A 16852-nucleotide genomic window follows, 5' to 3' on the forward strand; every position below is an offset into this window, starting at 1 on the left:
AGCTTCGCCGACAAGGTCGGGCAGGAGCCAAAGCCGATGCGCGTCATCCCGTCACCCGCCGCGATCAGCCGGATGGAGGAGACGCTCARCTGGACGGTGGGGCTCGATCCGATCGACGGCAAGATCGTCTGGCTGCGCGCCTAYGGCGAGCGCTGGAAAACCATCTGCTGGACCGTCGGATTGCAGCGCTCGGCGGCGCACGAGCACTGGCTCTACGCGCTCTGTGTGATCGCCTTCCGGCTCAACGGCCGGCGGCTCAACCGCAACCTGTCGAAGCGCAAGGTAATCGCGCTTGCAGGTGCGGCGCGGCGGTGAGCAATGGCGAGGAAGGTGTCCGGCGGACAGTTTTCGAACGGACGGAAACGGCTTGAATGGGGTAAATTCTGGCTATGCTCGGGAGAGGCACGCGCCCGCGACGGATCGTCCCCCTCCCTCGCGGGCGTTGTCGTTTCCGGTGTCGTCGCCATTGCCATCGTCGCCATCATCGAGACCAGCATCATGCCCGTCCGCCCTCCGATCCATCGCCCGGTTGGCCGGCGCGAGAAGCGCGAGCGCGATCGTGATTACGCAAGGAGGCGCAATCCGGTGGCGCGTGCGCTCTACCGCTCGAAGCGCTGGCGAACGGAACGCGCCGCGTTCCTGCACGATCATCCGCTGTGCGTGGAATGCGCGCGCCATGATCTGATCCGACCGGCCAGCGTCGTCGACCATATCGATCCGCATGGCGGTGATGAGACGGTGTTCTGGGACCGCAGCCGCTGGCAGGCGCTGTGCGCGTCGTGCCACGGCCGGAAGACGGCCGGCAGCGACGGCGGCTTCGGCAATGCGCGCCGCCGCTCGTGAGCCCAAGCCCTCCCCCCGGGGAGGTCAAATCTCTGGAGAGTTCGCTCCCAGGACCGCGCGCCACCAACAGCGCATCCGCGGCCAAAATGGCAATGGGGGGGGGTACGCAACCAGGATGTTGATTTCATTGGATATAGACAATGGCAATCGCTGAAACCGCGCACATCGGCGCCGACGACCACGCACGCCAGCTTTCGGTCGAATACCGGCCGCTCGACAGCCTGGTGCCCTATGCGCGCAATGCCCGCACGCATTCGGATGCGCAGGTGGCCGAGATCGCCGGGTCGATCCGCGCCTTCGGCTTCACCAACCCGGTGCTGATTGCCGAGGATGGCACGCTGATTGCCGGTCATGGCCGCGTGCTGGCGGCGCGCAAGCTCGGTATGGAGACGGTGCCGACGATCGTGCTGGCGGGACTGTCGGAGACGCAGCGCCGGGCGCTGGTGCTCGCCGACAACCGCATTGCCATGAATGCCGGCTGGGACGAGGAGCTGCTGGCGCTCGAACTGTCCGACCTGCAGGAGGCCGGTTTTGATCTCGGTCTCACCGGCTTCGGCGACGACGAGTTGCAGAACCTGCTTTACGGCAGCCATGACGAACAGGACGGGCTGACCGAGGACGACGCCATTCCGCAGGTGCCGGCAACGCCTGTCACACGACGCGGCGATCTGTGGCTGCTGGGTGATCACCGGCTGCTGTGCGGTGATAGCACCTCGCCGGAAGATGTTGGTCGCCTGATGGCTGGCGAGAGGGCGGCGCTGTTTGCCACCGATCCGCCCTACCTGGTTGATTATGACGGAACCAACCATCCGACAAAGAAAACCGCCTCGGCGCGGGCGAAGAAAATCGCCAACAAGGACTGGGGCGACGATTATATCGAGCAGCCACACTGGGATGATTCTGCCCAAGGACCGCAGTTCTACGAGGCCTTCTGCAAGGTGGCGATCGAGCATGCCATTGCCGAGGATGTGGCATGGTATTGCTGGCACGCCTCGCGCCGCCAGCGCATGCTGGAAACGGTCTGGGATCAGTTCGATGTGCTGCATCACCAGCAGATCATCTGGGCCAAATCGCGCCCGGTGCTGACGCGCTCGGTGATGCTGTGGGCGCATGAGCCGTGCCTGTTCGGATGGCGTCGCGGCAAGAAGCCCCGCATCAACCGCGAGGGGTTCGAGAGCTGGCCGACCACGGTGTGGAACATCCCATCCTCGGAGATCGAAACCCGCGAGCATCCGACTTCGAAGCCGGTGCGCGTGTTCACGCTGCCGATGCAGCTGCACACAAGACCGGGCGACATCTGCTACGAGCCGTTCTCCGGTTCGGGCTCGCAACTGATTGCCGGCGAGAAGACCGGCCGCCGCGTGTATGGCCTCGAACTGTCGGAGGCCTTCTGCGATGTGGTCGTCAAGCGCTGGCAGGCATTCACCGGCAAGGCGGCCACGCTCGATGGCGACGGCCGCCGTTTTGATGAGATCGCCGCCGACCGAGTGCCTGATGCCGGGACCGCGACCGGGGATGCGGCAGCGGCATGAAGCAATCCCGCACCATGTCTCTGGTGGAGTCGCTGGCCAACGTCGCCGTCGGTTACGGCGTAGCGGTGATCACGCAGATGCTGGTGTTCCCGCTGTTCGGGTTGTCCACCACGCTGGCCGACAACATGGCCATGGGCGCGATCTTCACCGTGGTGTCGATCGCGCGCAGTTACTGTCTGCGCCGGGTGTTCGAGGCGGTCCGCCTTCGCGATGGTAGCACGGGATAAATGTATGGAGACCTGACATGGCCGGCCGCAAGCCGTTGCCGACACATCTGAAGCTGGTGAAGGGCACGGCCCGTCCGCATCGCCTGAACAAGGCCGAGCCGAAGCCGGTGGTGGCGACGCCCGAACCGCCTGACCATCTCGACGGGCCTGCCAGGGACAAGTTCATGGAGATGGCAGAGCTGCTTGCCCGCCACGGCGTGATGACGGAACTGGATGCCGGCGCACTCGCCCGCTACGTCGTGATCTGGCGGCGCTGGCTGGAGGCGGAGCAGGAAGTGAAGCGCCGTGGGCCGGTGGTGAAGACGTCGAATGACAACATCATCCAGAACCCGTTCCTGGCTGTGGCCAACAAGTGCCTGGCGCAGATGGCGCAGATCGAGGCCGAGTTCGGGCTGACGCCGTCCAGCCGCTCGCGCATCCGTATGGCGGAACCCGCCGAGACGAGCGATCCGTTCGAGGAGTTCCTGAACCGTGGCCGCAAAGCCTAGTTCCCGTGCTTCGCGCGAACGGGGTGATGGCGGCAAGAAGGCTCCATCCTGCCCGGTCACGGCCTACGCGCGCGCAGTTGTCAGCGGGAAGATCGTCGCCGGCCGGTTCGTGCGTCTGGCCTGCGAGCGGCACCTCACGGACCTGAAGGTGGGGGCAAAACGCGGCCTGGTCTGGGATGGTGCTGCGGCACGTCATGCGATCGACTTCTTCGGCCATCTGCGCCATTCGACCGGCGAATGGGCGGGCGAGCCCTTCGTGCTTCAGGGCTGGCAGCAGTTCGTCGTCGGCTCGCTTTATGGCTGGAAGCGCAAGGACGGTTTGCGCCGGTTTCGCACCGCCTATGTCGAAGTAGCAAGGAAGAACGGCAAGTCGGTGCTTCTGGCCGGCACGGCGCTCTATGCGCTGATCGCCGATGGCGAGCCCGGTGCGCATGTGTATTCGGCGGCAACGACGCGCGATCAGGCCAGGATCGTCTTTGGCGAGGCCGAGCGCATGGTGGCGGCGAGTTCGGCGCTGCAATCGAGGATCACACGCACGGTGAACAATCTGGCCGTGCTGCCGACCTCGTCCTGGTTCAGGCCGCTGTCGGCGGACGCCAGCAAGATGGACGGGCTGAACATCCATTTTGCGGCCGTCGATGAAGTGCACGAACATCCGGGACCGGAGATCATCCAGAAGCTGAACACCGCCACCGGTGCGCGGCGCCAGCCGCTGATCTTCGAGATCACGACGGCCGGCTATGATCGCCATTCGGTCTGCCGCCAGCATCACGAGTTCTCGGTGAAGGCGCTGGAAGGCACGGTGCCGATGGAGTCGTCGGACAGCTGGTTTGCCTATATCGCCACCATCGATGAGGGCGACGACTGGACCGACGAAAAGGTCTGGGTGAAGGCCAATCCGAGCCTTGGCGTGACGGTGAAGCTGGATGACCTGAAGCGGCAGATCGACGAGGCTAGGGAAATGCCGGCGCAGCAGAATGCGATCCGCCGGCTGCGCCTCAACGAATGGACCGAGCAGGTCACCCGCTGGCTCGACATGAGCGTGTGGGAGGAAGGCGGACTGCCAGCTGCCACCGACTGGCGCATCGTCAAACACGAACTGGAGGAACTGGAAGGCAAGCTGCTGGGGCGTGAATGCTATGGCGGGCTCGATCTTGCCCGCGTCAACGATCTGTCGGCCTTCGTGCTGGTCTTCCCGCCGACACTGGATGAAACGCTTGGAAAGCTTGCCGACAAATGGATCGTCACCTGCCGGTTCTGGATTCCCGAGGACGACATAGTCCGCCGTGTGCGGCGCGACCGCGTGCCCTATGACGTCTGGCGTGATCAGGGATTCCTGACCGCGACACCCGGCAATGCCACCGACTTTGCCTTCATCGAGGCCGAGATACTGGAGCTGGCCTCACGCCATGATCTGCGGGAGCTGTCCTATGATCGCACCTTTGCCGGCGAGATCGTCCAGCATCTGCAGGATGAAGGCTTGAACCTGGTGCAGTTCGGACAAGGGTTTTTGTCCATGACGGCACCCACGGCGGAGCTGGAGCGGCTTTCGGTGTCACGCTCGCTCTGGCATGGCGGCCATCCCGTGCTGCGATGGAACGCCTCCAATGTTGCCGTGCGCCATGATCCGGCCGGCAACATCAAGCCGGACAAGGAACGCTCCAGAGAGCGCATCGACGGCATTGTCGCCATCTGCAACGCGCTCGGGCGGGCGCTGGCCCGCGACGTCAATGCCGGCCGCTCGGTCTATGAGACCCGCGGCATCCTGATGCTGTAAAGAGCTGACGAAAGAACCCAATGGCATTCTGGTCGAACTGGTTCGGCGGCGCAAAACCGCCGGCCGCATCTCCGCGCGCGTCGTTCCAGGATGCGGGTGGCGGGATCGTCATCACCACGGCGCAGCAGCTGGAAGAGGCGCTGCGCTCGGGAACGGTGACCGCCTCGGGGGCTGCGGTGACGCCCGACAGCGCCATGCGGGTGGCGGCCGTCTATGCCTGTGTGCGCATCATCTCGGGTGCTGTGGCGACATTGCCGCTGCACATCAAGCGCCGGGTGGATGAGCGCACCCGCGAAGACGCCTCTGACACGCCGATCTGGACGGTGCTGCGACGACGGCCGAACCGCTGGCAGACGCCGTCGCAGTTCCGCCGCATGCTGCAGGCGCATCTGCTTTTGCGCGGCAATGCCTACGCCATGATCGTGCGGTCACGCGGACTGGTGCAGGAACTGATCCCGCTGCATCCCGACCGGGTCGAGGTCAGGCAGACGGACGATCTGGCGCTGGAATACATCTACACCCGCCAGGACGGACGGCGCATCCGGCTCCGCCAGGATGAGGTGTTCCATCTGGTCGGGCTGACGCTGGATGGCGTGCATGGCGTGTCGGCGATTGCCTACGCCCGCGAGACCATCGGGCTGTCGCTGGCCATGGAAGACCATGGTGCAACCACCTTCCGCAACGGTGCTCGCGTCAGCGGCGTGTTGAAACACCCGAACAAGCTCGGGCCAGAGGCCGTCGCCCATCTGAAGGCTGGTCTGGAGGAGTTCCGGTCCGGCGGTGAGCAGGAGGGCAAGAACCTGATCCTCGAAGAAGGCATGGATTATGCCCGCATCGCCATGACCGCGGAAGATGCGCAGTGGATCGAGAGCCGGAAATTCTCGCGCACCGACATTGCCATGTTCTTCGGTGTCCCGCCGCACATGATTGGCGACACGGAGAAATCCACGAGCTGGGGCACCGGCATCGAGCAGCAGTCGATCGGTTTCGTTGCCTATACGCTCGAAGACCATCTGACCATGTGGGAAGAGGCGATCAACCGCGACCTGATTGGCGCGGAAGAGCCGCTTTATGCCCGCTTCAACCGGGCGGCGCTCGTCAAGGGCGACATCAAGGCGCGCTGGGAGGCCTACGTCAAAGGCCTGCAATGGGGCGTCTACAGCCCGAACGAAATCCGCGCGCTGGAAGACCAGAACCCGCGTGACGGCGGCGATGTCTTCTATCCGCCGCCGAACACGGCCGGTGTGCCGGCAGATGAGAACCGTGATCGCCATGAGAATGATGGCGGCAGCGATGGTGACATTGACCCCAATGATGAGGACGCAGGCAGATGAGCCTTCTGGATAGTTTGAAACTGGCCGCGACGATGGTGGTCATGGGCGTTGTCAGCCTCGCGGTCATCAACCCTGCTTTCCACTTTGGCACCTTCATCGCCGGCATCACGCTTGGCGGATACTTTTTCCTGTTGGCGCTGGAGAACGTTCGATGAGCCTTCGCAGATTGCCCGAAGCGCGGGTCTTTCCTCGGCCGCAGAACTACCAGTGGGACGCACCGAATGACGTGCTGGCTAAATGGGCCGAACATCCGCTTGTTGCCGCAGACGATGCCGACACCACGATCTCCATGTTCGACGTCATTGGCGAGGATGGCTGGACAGGCGGTGGCATCACCGCAAACCGCATCTCGGCAGCGCTGCGGTCGATCGGCAACAAGGACATCACCGTCCGCATCAACTCGCCGGGCGGCGACATGTTCGAGGGGATTGCGATCTACAATCTGCTGCGCGCCCATCGAGCGAAGGTCACGGTCGAGGTGCTGGGCTGGGCGGCTTCCGCTGCTTCCATCATCGCCATGGCCGGCGATGTGATCCGCATGGGGCTCGGCTCCTTCATGATGGTGCACAATGCCTGGGGCATGGTGATCGGTAATCGCCACGACATGCGTGAAGCCGCCAGCCTGTTCGATGGCTTCGATTCGGCGCTTGCCGACATCTACGAAGCCCGCACCGGAATGGCCCGCGTGGAGATCGAGCGCCTGATGGACGCCGGGACCTTTATGACGGCGGCACAGGCGGTTGAATGTGGCTTTGCCGATGCCGTCGACGACACCGAAATCCACCCAGAGACCAATGCGTCCGCGCAGGTCCGCCCCGAAATCCAAGCCAGGCGCCGCATCGATGCCGCCCTGGCGAAACAGGGCGTCTCGCGCACGGAGCGGCGCAAGATGTTCAACCAGATTGCCGGCATGCACGACGCTGCCGACACGGCCACGCATGACGCTGGCTTCCACGCAGCCGCCATTCAGCGGCTGATCGACACCATTAGATCATAGGAGACCCGAGATGGGTATCGAACTGAACCCCGGTGGCCGCGGGCCAGTCCGGGGTATCCTCGGCGTGCGCGCCGAAACCGGTAACGCCACCAAAATCCTGGCCGAACTGCAGAAGACCTTCGAGGACTTCAAGGTCGAGCGCGACAAGGAACTCGCCGACATCCGGGCCGGCATGGCCGATGTGGTGCAAACTGAAAAGGTCGACCGTATCAATGCCGAGATCACCGCCCTGCAAAAGGCCCTCGACGAGACCAATGCCGCGCTGGCAGCGGTCAAGGTCGGTGCTGTTGGCGGGACGACCGATCCGGACAAGGCCGAACATGCCCAGGCCTTCGACCGCTTCTTCCGGCGCGGTGTCGATGCCGGCCTGCGTGATCTCGAGGTCAAGGCCAAGCTGACCACCCAGTCCGATCCCGACGGCGGTTATCTGGTGCCGGAAGAGACCGAGGCCGGGATCGACCGGGTGCTCGGCACCGTCTCCACCATCCGCTCGCTCGCCCGCACCATCTCGATCTCGACCAGTACCTACAAGAAGCTGGTCAATATGGGCGGGGCGACGTCGGGCTGGGTTGGCGAGGAACAGGATCGTCCCGGCACGGCCACGCCGACCTTGCGTGAGATCGCCATCAATACCGGCGAGATCTACGCCATGCCCGGTGCCACGCAGACCTCGCTCGACGATGCGCGCATCGATCTTGCCGCATGGCTGGCCGAGGAAGTGGCGATCGAGTTCGCCGAACAGGAGGGTGCTGCCTTTGCCCATGGCGACGGCATCAACAAGCCGCGCGGCATCCTTGCCTATGACACGGTGGCCAATGCCTCCCATGCCTGGGGCAAGATCGGCTTCGTCGCTTCAGGCAAGGCTGACGGCTTTGTTGCGGCGACCGCCTCGGCCAATCCTGCCGATTGCCTGATCGACCTCTACTATGCCCTGAAATCCGGCTACCGGAACGGAGCCTCCTGGCTGATGTCGGATGCGACCATGAACACGGTGCGCAAGTTCAAGGACGCCGAAGGCGCCTATGTCTGGGCGCCACCCTCCGGCCCTGCACAGGTGGCCACCATCCTCGGCAAGCCGGTCCATACCGACGACAATATGCCGGCGGTGGCGGCGAACGCCTTTCCCGTCGCCTTCGGCGACTTCGGCCGCGCCTATCTGATCGTCGACCGCATCGGCATCCGCGTCCTGCGCGATCCCTACACCGCCAAGCCGAACGTGTTGTTCTACACCACCAAGCGCGTCGGCGGCGGCGTGGTCAACTTCGAGGCGCTCAAGCTGCTGAAGGTCAGCACCTGATCCACATGACGGGCGGCTCCGGCTGCCCGTCTCTTCACAATTCCCATTCATCGAAAGGACTCCTGTCATGAAGGACGGTATCTCCGGCCTCAGCCTGGTTGCGTCTCTGGTTCCGGCCGTGGTCACGGCCACCACCAAGGGCAGCCATGCCGATCTGCAGGGCTACAACGCGGCAACGCTGATCATCACCACCGGGGCGATTGCCGGCGACGGCGTGTTCGACGTGAAGCTGCAGCATGCCGACACCACGGACGACGGCGACTTCAGCGACGTTGCCGCAGCCGACCTCCAGGGCACTCTACCGGCAGCGCTCGAAGCCGACACGGTCTGCAAGCAGGGCTACAAGGGCAACAAGCGCTACATTCGTGCCGTCATCACCAAAACCTCCGGCACGTCGATCGCCGCGGGTGCGATCTTTGCGCTCGGCCATCCCCACGACGCGCCGGTTGCCTGATCGGTCAGAGCGGCCAGACAGTCGGCAGCGCCGAGATTCTGGCCACCCCCCGTTCATCAACCTGTTGGAAGACAGCCATGCTCGCTCCCGTCCGCACGGTTGCGCCCGCGACCATGCCGGTGTCGCTCAGCGAAGCCAAGGCCCATCTGCGTGTTGATCATGATGACCAGGACGATCTGATCACCGCTCAGATCAAGGCGGCGACGGCATATCTCGACGGCTGGTCCGGCATTCTCGGGCGGGCGCTGATTACCCAAACCTGGCGACAGGAGTTTGGCCGCTTTGCCGATCACCTGCCATTGCCGCTGGCGCCGGTGACCGCGATCGACAGCGTCAGCTACTTCGACGGCGACAATGTGCAGCAGACATTGGACACCGGCGTCTACGATCTGTTTGCCGACGCGCGCGGTGCCTATGTCACCCGGCGGTCAGGCCAATCCTGGCCGGCTACCTTCCGTCGCGCGGATGCCGTCTCGATCATCTTCACCGCCGGCTATGGCGCGGCGGCCGACGTGCCGGAGCCCATCCGCCAGGCCCTCCTGCTCATCGTCCAGCGCCTGTTCGATGGCGCCGACACCAGCATCGATGCCGCCATCGAGCACACCGTCCATGCCCTGATCGCACCCTACCGCAAAAGCCTGATCTGATGGCCCGGATCACCGCCAATGCCCTGCGCGACCGCGTCCGCCTCGAAAAGCGCGAGGAGATCGATGATGGCTATGGCAACACCTATGGCCAGTGGGTGCCACAGTTCGAGCGCGACGCCTGCATTCTACTCTCCAAAGGCGGCGAGACCGTCATTGCCGCACGCCTGCAAAGCGTTCAGCCGGCGCTGATAATCGTGCGTTTCGATACCGAGACTGCCACCATCACTCCCACTTGGCGCCTGATCGATGCCCGTTCAGGCACCGTCTACAACATTCGCACCGCCGCCGACATGGAGCGCCGCCGCCGCTTCATCACCCTGCTGTGCGAGTCCGGCGTGGCGACCTGAGCGGCCACCGGCAAAGCCGCGAGCCAAAACCAGACTCTCCGGGAGAACCGCTATGACGCCGCCGCAAGCGAACGAGCAGTTCCGCATGTCCGAGACCGAGTTTGAGGCGCTGCTGGCACGCGCAGCCGAAACAGGCGCGCGGCGCGCCTTGCATGAGGTCGGTCTCGATGGTCAGGATGCGGCCGAGGACATCCGCGATCTTCGCTCGTTGCTCGCGGGTTTCCGCCTCGCGAAACAGACGGCCGTCCAGACCGCCGTGCGGCTGATCACCACCGGCATCCTGCTCGCCTTGATGGCCGGCATCGCCATCAAGCTGAAGCTCTTCGGACCGACGCCTTAACCCATCCGCCCGACCCATCAGACCACCGCCCGCCCTCGTCGAGGTGCGGGCTTTTTTGTGCCTGGAGACCTGCGATGACGACAATGACCTACAAACACTGGCGCGACGTGCCCGAGCGCTCGTGGCGCTGGCCGAACTTCTCCCCCGCCGAGATCGCCTGCCGGGGCAGTGGCTCTCTGCGGATCAACGAAGAAGCGCTCGACAAGCTTCAGGCGCTGCGCGACCGGCTTGGCAAGCCGCTCATCGTCCGTTCGGCCTACCGCAGTCCGGCGCACAACCGTGCCGTCGGCGGCGCGCCACGATCTAAGCACATGGACGGCACGGCCTTCGACATCGCCATGGCGAACCACGATCCGGTGGCTTTCGAGGCCGCCGCCCGAGCCGTCGGTTTCCTCGGCTTCGGCTACTATCCGCGCTCGGGCTTCATGCACATCGATCTCGGCCCGGCTCGGCAATGGGGCGAGCGGTTCCCGGTGCGGGCGACGGCGTTTGCCGCTGAAACGCCACCAGCGCGCGAGGTTTTGGCCGATAGCCGCACGATGAAGGGCAGCGGCGCGGCAGGCGTGGCGACGCTGGGCGCCGCCGGCGTCGAGGTGGCGCAGAACGTCCTGGCCGAGACGCAGTCCGCCGTCCTGCCGCTCGTGCCATATCTCGACACGCTGCGCTGGGTGTTCATCGCCGTGGCGCTCGCCGGCGTTGCTGTGACGATCTACGCCCGCATCGACGACTGGAAGCAGGGGCGTCGATGATCACCGCTCTGTTCACCGGGATCGCCGCCGCCCCTTGGATGCGAGCGGCCCTGCGCTACGGCGCCATCGCAATTGCGGTGTTCCTGTTCCTGCTCTTACTCCGGCGCTCCGGCGAGCGAGCGGGACGCCTCGCCGAACGCCTCGAAACCTCGGAGAAGGTCAATGACGTCCAACGCCAGATGCTCGATGCGGCAGTTCGCCGTCCTCGCGATCGCGACGATCTCGGTGACCGGCTGCGCGACGGTCGCTTCTGATCTTCGCGTCACGACCATCTGCCCACCGGTTGTTGAGTATAGCCGCGAGTTCCAGGCGCGCGCCGCCGACGAGCTCCATCTGCTGCCGGAGAGGTCGGCAATCGCCGAAATGCTCGCCGACTACAGCGTCATGCGGGATCAGGCGCGGGCGTGTCGTTGACTTGGCATAAAGACAGGTCGAATGCGCTGCCTGGCGAGAAAGAACTTTAGGGGAACACGGGGTCGTGCTATACGAGTTGCATCGACTCTTGCCGAGTCAAGCCGATATACACAGGCCAACGGGGATGGCTGCGGGATGACTGAACCATGGGTTTCCGTTGATCAAGTGGCCGCCCACCTGGGGGTCGCGAAGGACACGGTGTACCGCTGGATCGAAGCTAAGAGCTTGCCCGCTCAGCGAGTTGGGCGGCTATGGAAGTTTAAGTTGAGCGATGTTGATCGTTGGGTCATGGCCGGGATGGCAGCGGAAGATGCGGCCGCTCTCTCCAAGAAATCGATGAGCAAAGACGAATGATGTGAGAATGGCTGCCTGACGATGCCGATACCTGACCAGCCAAAAATCTACCATATAGTCCATGTCGACAACCTCGCGTCGATTTGTGGCGACGGCTGTCTTTGGTCCGATTCTGTGATGGTTCAGCGCCAGGGCGGTACGGTAATCGGTATGGGAAGCATAAAGCAGCGGCGCTTGGCTTTGCCTGTCTCTTGCCATCCACAAACTTTCGTGGGCGAGTATGTCCCTTTCTATTTTTGCCCACGCTCAATCATGTTGTTCGTTATTCATTGCGCAAACCATCCTGAGCTTGCCTACAGGGGCGGGCAACAGCCGATTATCCATCTTCAAGCCGATCTCAGCCAAGTGGTTCAATGGGCCGAAGCGAGTGGCAGACGGTGGGCATTCTCGTTGTCGAATGCAGGTGCAGTCTACACTCAATTTCGCTGCGAACTGGCGCAGTTGGATGAGATCAACTGGGACGCGGTGGCTGCGGGGGATTTCCGCCCGGCAGACGTCAAGGAGGCAAAACAGGCTGAGTTTCTTGTTCAGCAGTCGTTTCCTTGGCACCTGGTCGAAAGGATCGGCGTTCACTCACAGGGGATCGCTCAGCGGGTCTACGCTGCCATGAACGGGGCCAGCCACCGGCCGAGCGTCGAAATTCGAAGAGAATGGTATTACTGAGGGGAGGATGACCATGATCAGATATACGACAGGAGACATCTTGGGGGCGGACGCAGAAGCGATCGTCAACACGGTGAACTGCGTCGGCATCATGGGCCGTGGCATCGCTCTCCAGTTCAAGAATGCATTTCCGGCGAATTTCAAGGCATACGAAGCCGCGTGCAAGCGCGACGAGGTTCAGCCAGGGAAGATGTTCGTCTTCGAGACGGGCACCTTTACTAACCCCAAGTACATCATCAACTTTCCAACCAAGCGACACTGGCGCGGTAAAAGTCGGGTGGAGGACATCGACTCTGGGCTTGTCGCCCTTGCCGAAGAGATTCGGCAGCGAGGCATCCGATCGATCGCCATCCCGCCGCTTGGGAGCGGCCTTGGTGGCCTAAACTGGGGGGATGTACGTCCCCGGATCGAAGCAGCGTTGCGCGACCTGCCGGACTTGGACGTCATTGTCTTTGAGCCCAACAATGCGCCGGTCACGACCAAGTCGCGGGAAGTTCCGACTATGAGCCCCGGACGAGCCGCACTGGTGGTTCTGATGAACCGCTACCTTGGCGGGCTGATGGACCCGTTCGTGACGCTCCTTGAAGTGCATAAGCTCATGTATTTCATGCAGGAGGCAGGTGAGCCACTACGCCTCAAGTATGCGAAGGCGCCGTATGGTCCCTATGCCGAGAACCTGCGACACGTCCTTCGCGCGGTCGAAGGACACCTTGTGTCGGGATACGCGGATGGTGGTGATGCGCCCGACAAGCAGCTCGAACTAGTCCCAGGAGCGGTGAAGGATGCGGAGTCCTTCTTGTCGGACAAGCAAGATACTGCTGCTCGCTTTGATCGTGTGGCTGAGCTCGTGGAGGGGTTCGAGACGCCGTTCGGCCTGGAACTCCTCGCAACTGTACACTGGGTGACGACTCGCGAGAACGCTGTCAGCGCGGAGGATGCGATGGCCAAGGTTTATGCTTGGAACGAGCGGAAGAAGCGTTTCTCGCCGCGCCAAATCAGTATCGCCCTTCAGACCTTGCAGGACAAGGGGTGGCTCGCGAGCGCCTGATCCGTTGTCCTAAGCTACTCCTTGGCTGACGAAGAGGTTAGTGCGGTGCCAGATCAGGCGCTTCCGATGTTTGTTGGTCAGCGGGATCGGATACTGCCAGCGCAATTCGGCGCGAGCGCTGTCGCTCAAGCAAGGTGACCCACCCACCATCGATTAGAGAAGAACGGCTACATCGAAAGCTTCAACGCTCGCCTGCGCGATGAACTTCCCGACAGCAAGATCTTCTACGCGCTCTAGGAGGCAGGATCATCGTGGAAAGTTGGCGCCCGCCTGGATCGCTCGGTTACAAGCCGCCGGCGCCGGAAGCCATCATCTGGCCTGCGCCGCCGCGCGGATCGGCTCCGTCATCTGCCCAGGCGATGGCCGTAAAGCCGATCATGCATTAAGACTGAAACCGGACCACCTCATGGGGTCAGGCCACGTCCAGATGCTCGCGGAAGGAAGCGATCAGCCAGCTGGCGGCGGGCCCCGGCGGATTGGCCGTCCTGCGCAGGACATAGATCGGGTACTCGGTCACCTCATAGGCATCGACCAGCAATTCCACCAGCCTGCCCTCCTCGATGTCCTTGCGAACGACCGCGTCCGGCAGGCCGCCCCAGCCGAGGCCGCCGCTGATCAGGCGGTGCTTGGTTACAACGTCGCTCACGCGCCAGGTCTTGTAGGAGTGAACGTTGAAGTCGCGTCCCCGCGTTATGCCGGAAGAATCCATCACCACGATCTGCACCTCCTCGCGCACGTCGGCTCGGGTAAGCCGCCGGTTGAGCCGGGCCAGCGGATGATCGGGCGCAGCGACCGGCACCATGTAGGAATGGCCGATCCTCTCCGGCGTGATGCGATCGTCGTGGACCAGCAGCGCGCCGGAAAAGCCCACATCCGCCTTGCCGCTCAGGATCAGGTCGTGGACCATCCCAAGCTCACCAACGATGAGGTTTAGCGAAACGGCCGGAAACTTTTCGCGGAAGGCGCGCAGCGAGGCTACGACCGCTTCAGACGGCACCATGACGCTGATGGCGAGCGACAGTTCTGCTTCGACACCCTCCTTAAGGCTTCTTGCACGGGCGCGCAGGCTTTCGAGCCCGGCAGCGATGCGGCGGGCATCCGTCAGCATGGCCTTTCCAGCCTCGGTCAGGCGGGGATGGCGCGAGCCAGCCCGCTTGAACAGCTGCACCTCTAGCTGCGCTTCGAGGTTGGCAATCGTGTAGCTGACGACCGACTGAGCCCGGTTCAGCGCGCGGGCCGCAGCCGAAAAACTGCCGGTCTCGACAACGGTCAGGAACACCTGCAGCTGGTCGAAAGTGGGCTGCGCTTCCATGGTAATCCATCCAATTGATCGATAGTTTTGTTCGATCTTTTATCGGTTTTCTCGATGATCTTCCAAGCCTAGCTTTTGGCGACACCTAGGCCCGTCTCCGATTCTGATGAAAGGAAGAGACCATGTCCTCCATTCTGCTCGTTACCTCCAGCCCGCGCGGCAATGAATCCCTCTCCAGCAAGTTTGCGATCGATCTTGCCAACCAGCTCGCCGATCGCTTGCCAAGCGCCGCGATCGTCCATCGTGACATCGGCAGCCACCCAGTCCCCCACCTCGACGAGGTCACCACCACCGCCATCCGCAAACCGGCCGAGGCGCGCAATGCGGAGGAAGCCGCAGCCGTCGCCTATTCCGACCAGCTCGTCGACGAACTGCTTGCCGCCGACGCCGTGGTAATCGCGACCGGTCTCATCAACTTCAGCATCTACTCGACGCTGAAAAGCTGGATCGACAATGTGGCCCGGGCGGGCTTGACCTTCCGCTACACGGAAAGCGGCCCGGTCGGTCTTGCCACGGGCAAAAAGGTCTATCTCGTGCTGGCCGCCGGCGGCGTCTATTCCGAGGGAGCGGCGAAAAGCATGGACCACGCGGTCCCCTACCTGAAGTCCGTACTCGGCTTCATGGGCATGACCGACGTCGAGGTGATCTATGTCGAAGGCCTCGCCTTCGGCCCGGAAGCCGCCGAGAAGGCAATTAGCGCCGCCCATTCGCGCGTACAGGAAGTGGCAAAAACGGCGCAGCTGGTGCTAGCCGCCTGATCGCCAGGAGCTACACCACGAGCTAACACGGTTCTACGCTTTTCAGGTGAGTACTTCACCCTCCAGGGGGTTCCGGGTCCGCGCAACCGTCCGTGGATCGACGCGACCATCAGAGGCAATCCCGATGCAGGCACCGGCATCCTCAACAACGAGCCTTATGCCGGTGTTCTGGCCTGGAACCGGCACCGTTTCATCAAGAACCCCGAGACCTGCACCCGCATCTCGCGCGTGAACCCGGAAAGCGAATGTGATCTGCCCCCATGGACGGGTCCACCTTGAAGTATGGTTTTGACCATGAAGGAGGACCACGATGGCAACCAAGCGACACAAGCCCGATGAGATCGTCACGAAGCTTCGGCAGGTTGAAGTTCTGCGCGGCCAGGGCATGGCGATGGCGGATGCGGTTCGCCAGATCGGCGTTTCGGAGCTGACGTATTACAGGTGGCGCAAGCAGTATGGCGGCATGAGCCGTGACCAACTCGGCCGCCGCCGTCTCCAGCCAATCGACAGCCGCGCGGGCGAAAGTCGACGGCACGATCAGATCGAAAGCCGGCCGGTCATCGACCTGGATCAGCACACAACCGATCTGGCCGAGCGGCGTCACGGCGGAGCGCCCGGGTTTAAACTCGCGCGGATGCAGATCGACCCGACATCCTTTGACCAGAACGTCACGTGCATGTTGGCCGTACAAACGTAGCGCGGACTTCCGGAATGTCTGGTCAGTGATGGCGGCAGTGCCCGCCGCTGCATCGGTGAGACACCGATAGCCAGAGAACGTTGGATCTGCGATCCTCTCCCTCCGCCATCTGCGAACATATCTGCGAACCCCAGCCCCATTGGAACTGTCATCTGACGGGTCAGTGTTCAATACGCCATTCTTAAGGTCGTCGACGTGGCCAAGAATTCGTATGTAGCGCTCACCCACCTCCACTCGTTCGACGATCGTGGAGAGATAAACTTTTGCTCGCGAAGCGTTTTTCCTGTCCAGGAGTTCCATCATCTGGATTCGGAAAATGGAGATCGCTGCGTCAGTTGATCCTCCCCCAGTGAAGTGGTCCGCCGTTATGATTAGGAAACGGAGGATCGAGAATGGCCAACAAGCGACCGAAGCCGGAAGAGATTGTCTCGAAGTTGCGGCAGGTTGAGGTTCTGATGGGGCAAGGCCTGTCCCGTCTTGATGCGATCAGGCGGATCGGCGTTGTCGAACAGACTTATTACCGCTGGCGCAAGCAATATGGTGGGATGGGCGTAGATCAGTTGAAGGAACTGAA

Annotated in this window: 22 protein-coding genes and 3 pseudogenes; 24 read left to right on the forward strand and 1 reads right to left on the reverse strand. The window is 63.0% G+C overall.

All coding sequences use genetic code 11. From position 1 onward, the window contains the following. The 20 genes and pseudogenes from L598_RS16680 to L598_RS21820 all read left to right on the forward strand — a co-directional run. On the forward strand, positions 1-315 hold a 315-nt coding region (locus L598_RS16680), incomplete at its 5' end, for a DUF6362 family protein (protein ID WP_144864360.1). A 3-nt stretch (positions 316-318) separates the two neighbouring features. Further along, complete coding sequence (locus L598_RS16685; protein ID WP_246658799.1) at positions 319-843, forward strand: HNH endonuclease signature motif containing protein; 525 nt, start codon at positions 319-321, stop codon at positions 841-843. 164 nt (positions 844-1007) lie between these two features. Continuing rightward, positions 1008-2375, forward strand: coding sequence for a site-specific DNA-methyltransferase (locus tag L598_RS16690; protein ID WP_281407410.1), 1368 nt, complete (start codon positions 1008-1010; stop codon positions 2373-2375). Next, a complete protein-coding gene (locus L598_RS16695) occupies positions 2372-2602 on the forward strand; it encodes a hypothetical protein (RefSeq protein WP_144864364.1) in 231 nt (76 codons plus the stop codon). The genes L598_RS16690 and L598_RS16695 overlap by 4 nt, the downstream gene beginning before the upstream one ends. Positions 2603-2619: 17 nt before the next feature. Further along, positions 2620-3090: a phage terminase small subunit P27 family gene (locus tag L598_RS16700; protein WP_028031254.1), complete on the forward strand. Its 471-nt coding sequence runs from the start codon at positions 2620-2622 to the stop codon at positions 3088-3090. Then, positions 3074-4867, forward strand: a complete 1794-nt coding sequence (locus tag L598_RS16705; RefSeq protein WP_144864366.1) for a terminase TerL endonuclease subunit — start codon at positions 3074-3076, stop codon at positions 4865-4867. The genes L598_RS16700 and L598_RS16705 overlap by 17 nt, the downstream gene beginning before the upstream one ends. Before the next feature lie 20 nt (positions 4868-4887). After that, positions 4888-6201 carry a phage portal protein gene (locus L598_RS16710; protein ID WP_246658801.1) on the forward strand — a complete coding sequence of 438 codons (1314 nt, stop codon included), beginning with the start codon at positions 4888-4890 and terminating at the stop codon, positions 6199-6201. Continuing rightward, positions 6198-6356 (forward strand): hypothetical protein, encoded by a 159-nt coding sequence (locus tag L598_RS21490; RefSeq protein ID WP_167518142.1) that lies wholly within the window; start codon positions 6198-6200, stop codon positions 6354-6356. The genes L598_RS16710 and L598_RS21490 overlap by 4 nt, the downstream gene beginning before the upstream one ends. Then, positions 6353-7198 (forward strand): head maturation protease, ClpP-related, encoded by an 846-nt coding sequence (locus tag L598_RS16715; RefSeq protein WP_144864367.1) that lies wholly within the window; start codon positions 6353-6355, stop codon positions 7196-7198. The genes L598_RS21490 and L598_RS16715 overlap by 4 nt, the downstream gene beginning before the upstream one ends. Positions 7199-7208: 10 nt before the next feature. Continuing rightward, positions 7209-8495, forward strand: a complete 1287-nt coding sequence (locus tag L598_RS16720; protein WP_144864369.1) for a phage major capsid protein — start codon at positions 7209-7211, stop codon at positions 8493-8495. 67 nt (positions 8496-8562) lie between these two features. After that, positions 8563-8949 (forward strand): hypothetical protein, encoded by a 387-nt coding sequence (locus L598_RS16725; RefSeq protein WP_144864371.1) that lies wholly within the window; start codon positions 8563-8565, stop codon positions 8947-8949. Between the two features lie 77 nt (positions 8950-9026). Further along, positions 9027-9596 carry a head-tail connector protein gene (locus L598_RS16730; protein ID WP_144864373.1) on the forward strand — a complete coding sequence of 190 codons (570 nt, stop codon included), beginning with the start codon at positions 9027-9029 and terminating at the stop codon, positions 9594-9596. Further along, on the forward strand, positions 9596-9943 hold the full coding sequence (locus tag L598_RS16735) for a phage head closure protein (protein WP_144864375.1): 348 nt from the start codon (positions 9596-9598) through the stop codon (positions 9941-9943). The genes L598_RS16730 and L598_RS16735 overlap by 1 nt, the downstream gene beginning before the upstream one ends. 52 nt (positions 9944-9995) lie before the next feature. Further along, complete coding sequence (locus tag L598_RS16740; protein ID WP_144864377.1) at positions 9996-10283, forward strand: DUF6127 family protein; 288 nt, start codon at positions 9996-9998, stop codon at positions 10281-10283. A 74-nt stretch (positions 10284-10357) separates the two neighbouring features. Next, positions 10358-11032 carry a D-Ala-D-Ala carboxypeptidase family metallohydrolase gene (locus L598_RS16745; RefSeq protein ID WP_144864379.1) on the forward strand — a complete coding sequence of 225 codons (675 nt, stop codon included), beginning with the start codon at positions 10358-10360 and terminating at the stop codon, positions 11030-11032. Then, on the forward strand, positions 11029-11286 hold the full coding sequence (locus tag L598_RS16750; RefSeq protein ID WP_144864381.1) for a hypothetical protein: 258 nt from the start codon (positions 11029-11031) through the stop codon (positions 11284-11286). The genes L598_RS16745 and L598_RS16750 overlap by 4 nt, the downstream gene beginning before the upstream one ends. A 295-nt stretch (positions 11287-11581) precedes the next feature. Next, positions 11582-11800 carry a helix-turn-helix domain-containing protein gene (locus tag L598_RS16760; protein ID WP_144864385.1) on the forward strand — a complete coding sequence of 73 codons (219 nt, stop codon included), beginning with the start codon at positions 11582-11584 and terminating at the stop codon, positions 11798-11800. Positions 11801-11821: 21 nt separating this feature from the next. Beyond that, positions 11822-12463 (forward strand): DUF4433 domain-containing protein, encoded by a 642-nt coding sequence (locus L598_RS16765; protein WP_144864387.1) that lies wholly within the window; start codon positions 11822-11824, stop codon positions 12461-12463. 13 nt (positions 12464-12476) lie between these two features. Beyond that, the gene (locus L598_RS16770) at positions 12477-13511 is read left to right on the forward strand and encodes a macro domain-containing protein (RefSeq protein ID WP_111575947.1); all 1035 of its coding nucleotides are present in this window, start codon (positions 12477-12479) and stop codon (positions 13509-13511) included. A gap of 159 nt (positions 13512-13670) precedes the next feature. After that, positions 13671-13897: pseudogene (locus L598_RS21820) on the forward strand (integrase core domain-containing protein); the annotation flags it as partial. 26 nt (positions 13898-13923) lie between these two features. Here L598_RS21820 and L598_RS16775 read toward each other — a convergent pair. After that, on the reverse strand, positions 13924-14823 hold the full coding sequence (locus L598_RS16775; protein WP_111575948.1) for a LysR family transcriptional regulator: 900 nt from the start codon (positions 14821-14823) through the stop codon (positions 13924-13926). Between the two features lie 122 nt (positions 14824-14945). Between L598_RS16775 and L598_RS16780 the strand changes: the two genes are divergently transcribed. The 4 genes and pseudogenes from L598_RS16780 to L598_RS16795 all read left to right on the forward strand — a co-directional run. Next, positions 14946-15581 carry an FMN-dependent NADH-azoreductase gene (locus L598_RS16780; protein WP_111575949.1) on the forward strand — a complete coding sequence of 212 codons (636 nt, stop codon included), beginning with the start codon at positions 14946-14948 and terminating at the stop codon, positions 15579-15581. Between the two features lie 63 nt (positions 15582-15644). After that, positions 15645-15860: pseudogene (locus L598_RS16785) on the forward strand (recombinase family protein); the annotation flags it as partial. 31 nt (positions 15861-15891) lie between these two features. Continuing rightward, positions 15892-16149: pseudogene (locus tag L598_RS16790) on the forward strand (transposase); the annotation flags it as partial. 521 nt (positions 16150-16670) lie between these two features. Next, a partial coding sequence (locus L598_RS16795) for a transposase (RefSeq protein ID WP_144861377.1) occupies positions 16671-16852 on the forward strand: 182 nt, incomplete at its 3' end.

Source organism: Mesorhizobium sp. J18 (assembly GCF_007829525.1).
In the GTDB taxonomy this organism is placed as follows: Bacteria; Pseudomonadota; Alphaproteobacteria; order Rhizobiales; family Rhizobiaceae; genus VLJP01.

What these genes read in the sequence shown, in the direction of transcription:
- L598_RS16740 (WP_144864377.1), top strand. Translation starts at nt 9,996, where the DNA reads ATGACGCCGCCGCAAGCGAACGAGCAGTTCCGCATGTCCGAGACCGAG.
- L598_RS16745 (WP_144864379.1), top strand. Translation starts at nt 10,358, where the DNA reads ATGACGACAATGACCTACAAACACTGGCGCGACGTGCCCGAGCGCTCG.
- L598_RS21490 (WP_167518142.1), top strand. Translation starts at nt 6,198, where the DNA reads ATGAGCCTTCTGGATAGTTTGAAACTGGCCGCGACGATGGTGGTCATG.
- L598_RS16765 (WP_144864387.1), top strand. Translation starts at nt 11,822, where the DNA reads ATGCCGATACCTGACCAGCCAAAAATCTACCATATAGTCCATGTCGAC.
- L598_RS16710 (WP_246658801.1), top strand. Translation starts at nt 4,888, where the DNA reads ATGGCATTCTGGTCGAACTGGTTCGGCGGCGCAAAACCGCCGGCCGCA.
- L598_RS16685 (WP_246658799.1), top strand. Translation starts at nt 319, where the DNA reads ATGGCGAGGAAGGTGTCCGGCGGACAGTTTTCGAACGGACGGAAACGG.
- L598_RS16750 (WP_144864381.1), top strand. Translation starts at nt 11,029, where the DNA reads ATGATCACCGCTCTGTTCACCGGGATCGCCGCCGCCCCTTGGATGCGA.
- L598_RS16700 (WP_028031254.1), top strand. Translation starts at nt 2,620, where the DNA reads ATGGCCGGCCGCAAGCCGTTGCCGACACATCTGAAGCTGGTGAAGGGC.
- L598_RS16770 (WP_111575947.1), top strand. Translation starts at nt 12,477, where the DNA reads ATGATCAGATATACGACAGGAGACATCTTGGGGGCGGACGCAGAAGCG.
- L598_RS16775 (WP_111575948.1), bottom strand. Translation starts at nt 14,823, where the DNA reads ATGGAAGCGCAGCCCACTTTCGACCAGCTGCAGGTGTTCCTGACCGTT.
- L598_RS16715 (WP_144864367.1), top strand. Translation starts at nt 6,353, where the DNA reads ATGAGCCTTCGCAGATTGCCCGAAGCGCGGGTCTTTCCTCGGCCGCAG.
- L598_RS16760 (WP_144864385.1), top strand. Translation starts at nt 11,582, where the DNA reads ATGACTGAACCATGGGTTTCCGTTGATCAAGTGGCCGCCCACCTGGGG.
- L598_RS16695 (WP_144864364.1), top strand. Translation starts at nt 2,372, where the DNA reads ATGAAGCAATCCCGCACCATGTCTCTGGTGGAGTCGCTGGCCAACGTC.
- L598_RS16725 (WP_144864371.1), top strand. Translation starts at nt 8,563, where the DNA reads ATGAAGGACGGTATCTCCGGCCTCAGCCTGGTTGCGTCTCTGGTTCCG.
- L598_RS16720 (WP_144864369.1), top strand. Translation starts at nt 7,209, where the DNA reads ATGGGTATCGAACTGAACCCCGGTGGCCGCGGGCCAGTCCGGGGTATC.
- L598_RS16735 (WP_144864375.1), top strand. Translation starts at nt 9,596, where the DNA reads ATGGCCCGGATCACCGCCAATGCCCTGCGCGACCGCGTCCGCCTCGAA.
- L598_RS16780 (WP_111575949.1), top strand. Translation starts at nt 14,946, where the DNA reads ATGTCCTCCATTCTGCTCGTTACCTCCAGCCCGCGCGGCAATGAATCC.
- L598_RS16730 (WP_144864373.1), top strand. Translation starts at nt 9,027, where the DNA reads ATGCTCGCTCCCGTCCGCACGGTTGCGCCCGCGACCATGCCGGTGTCG.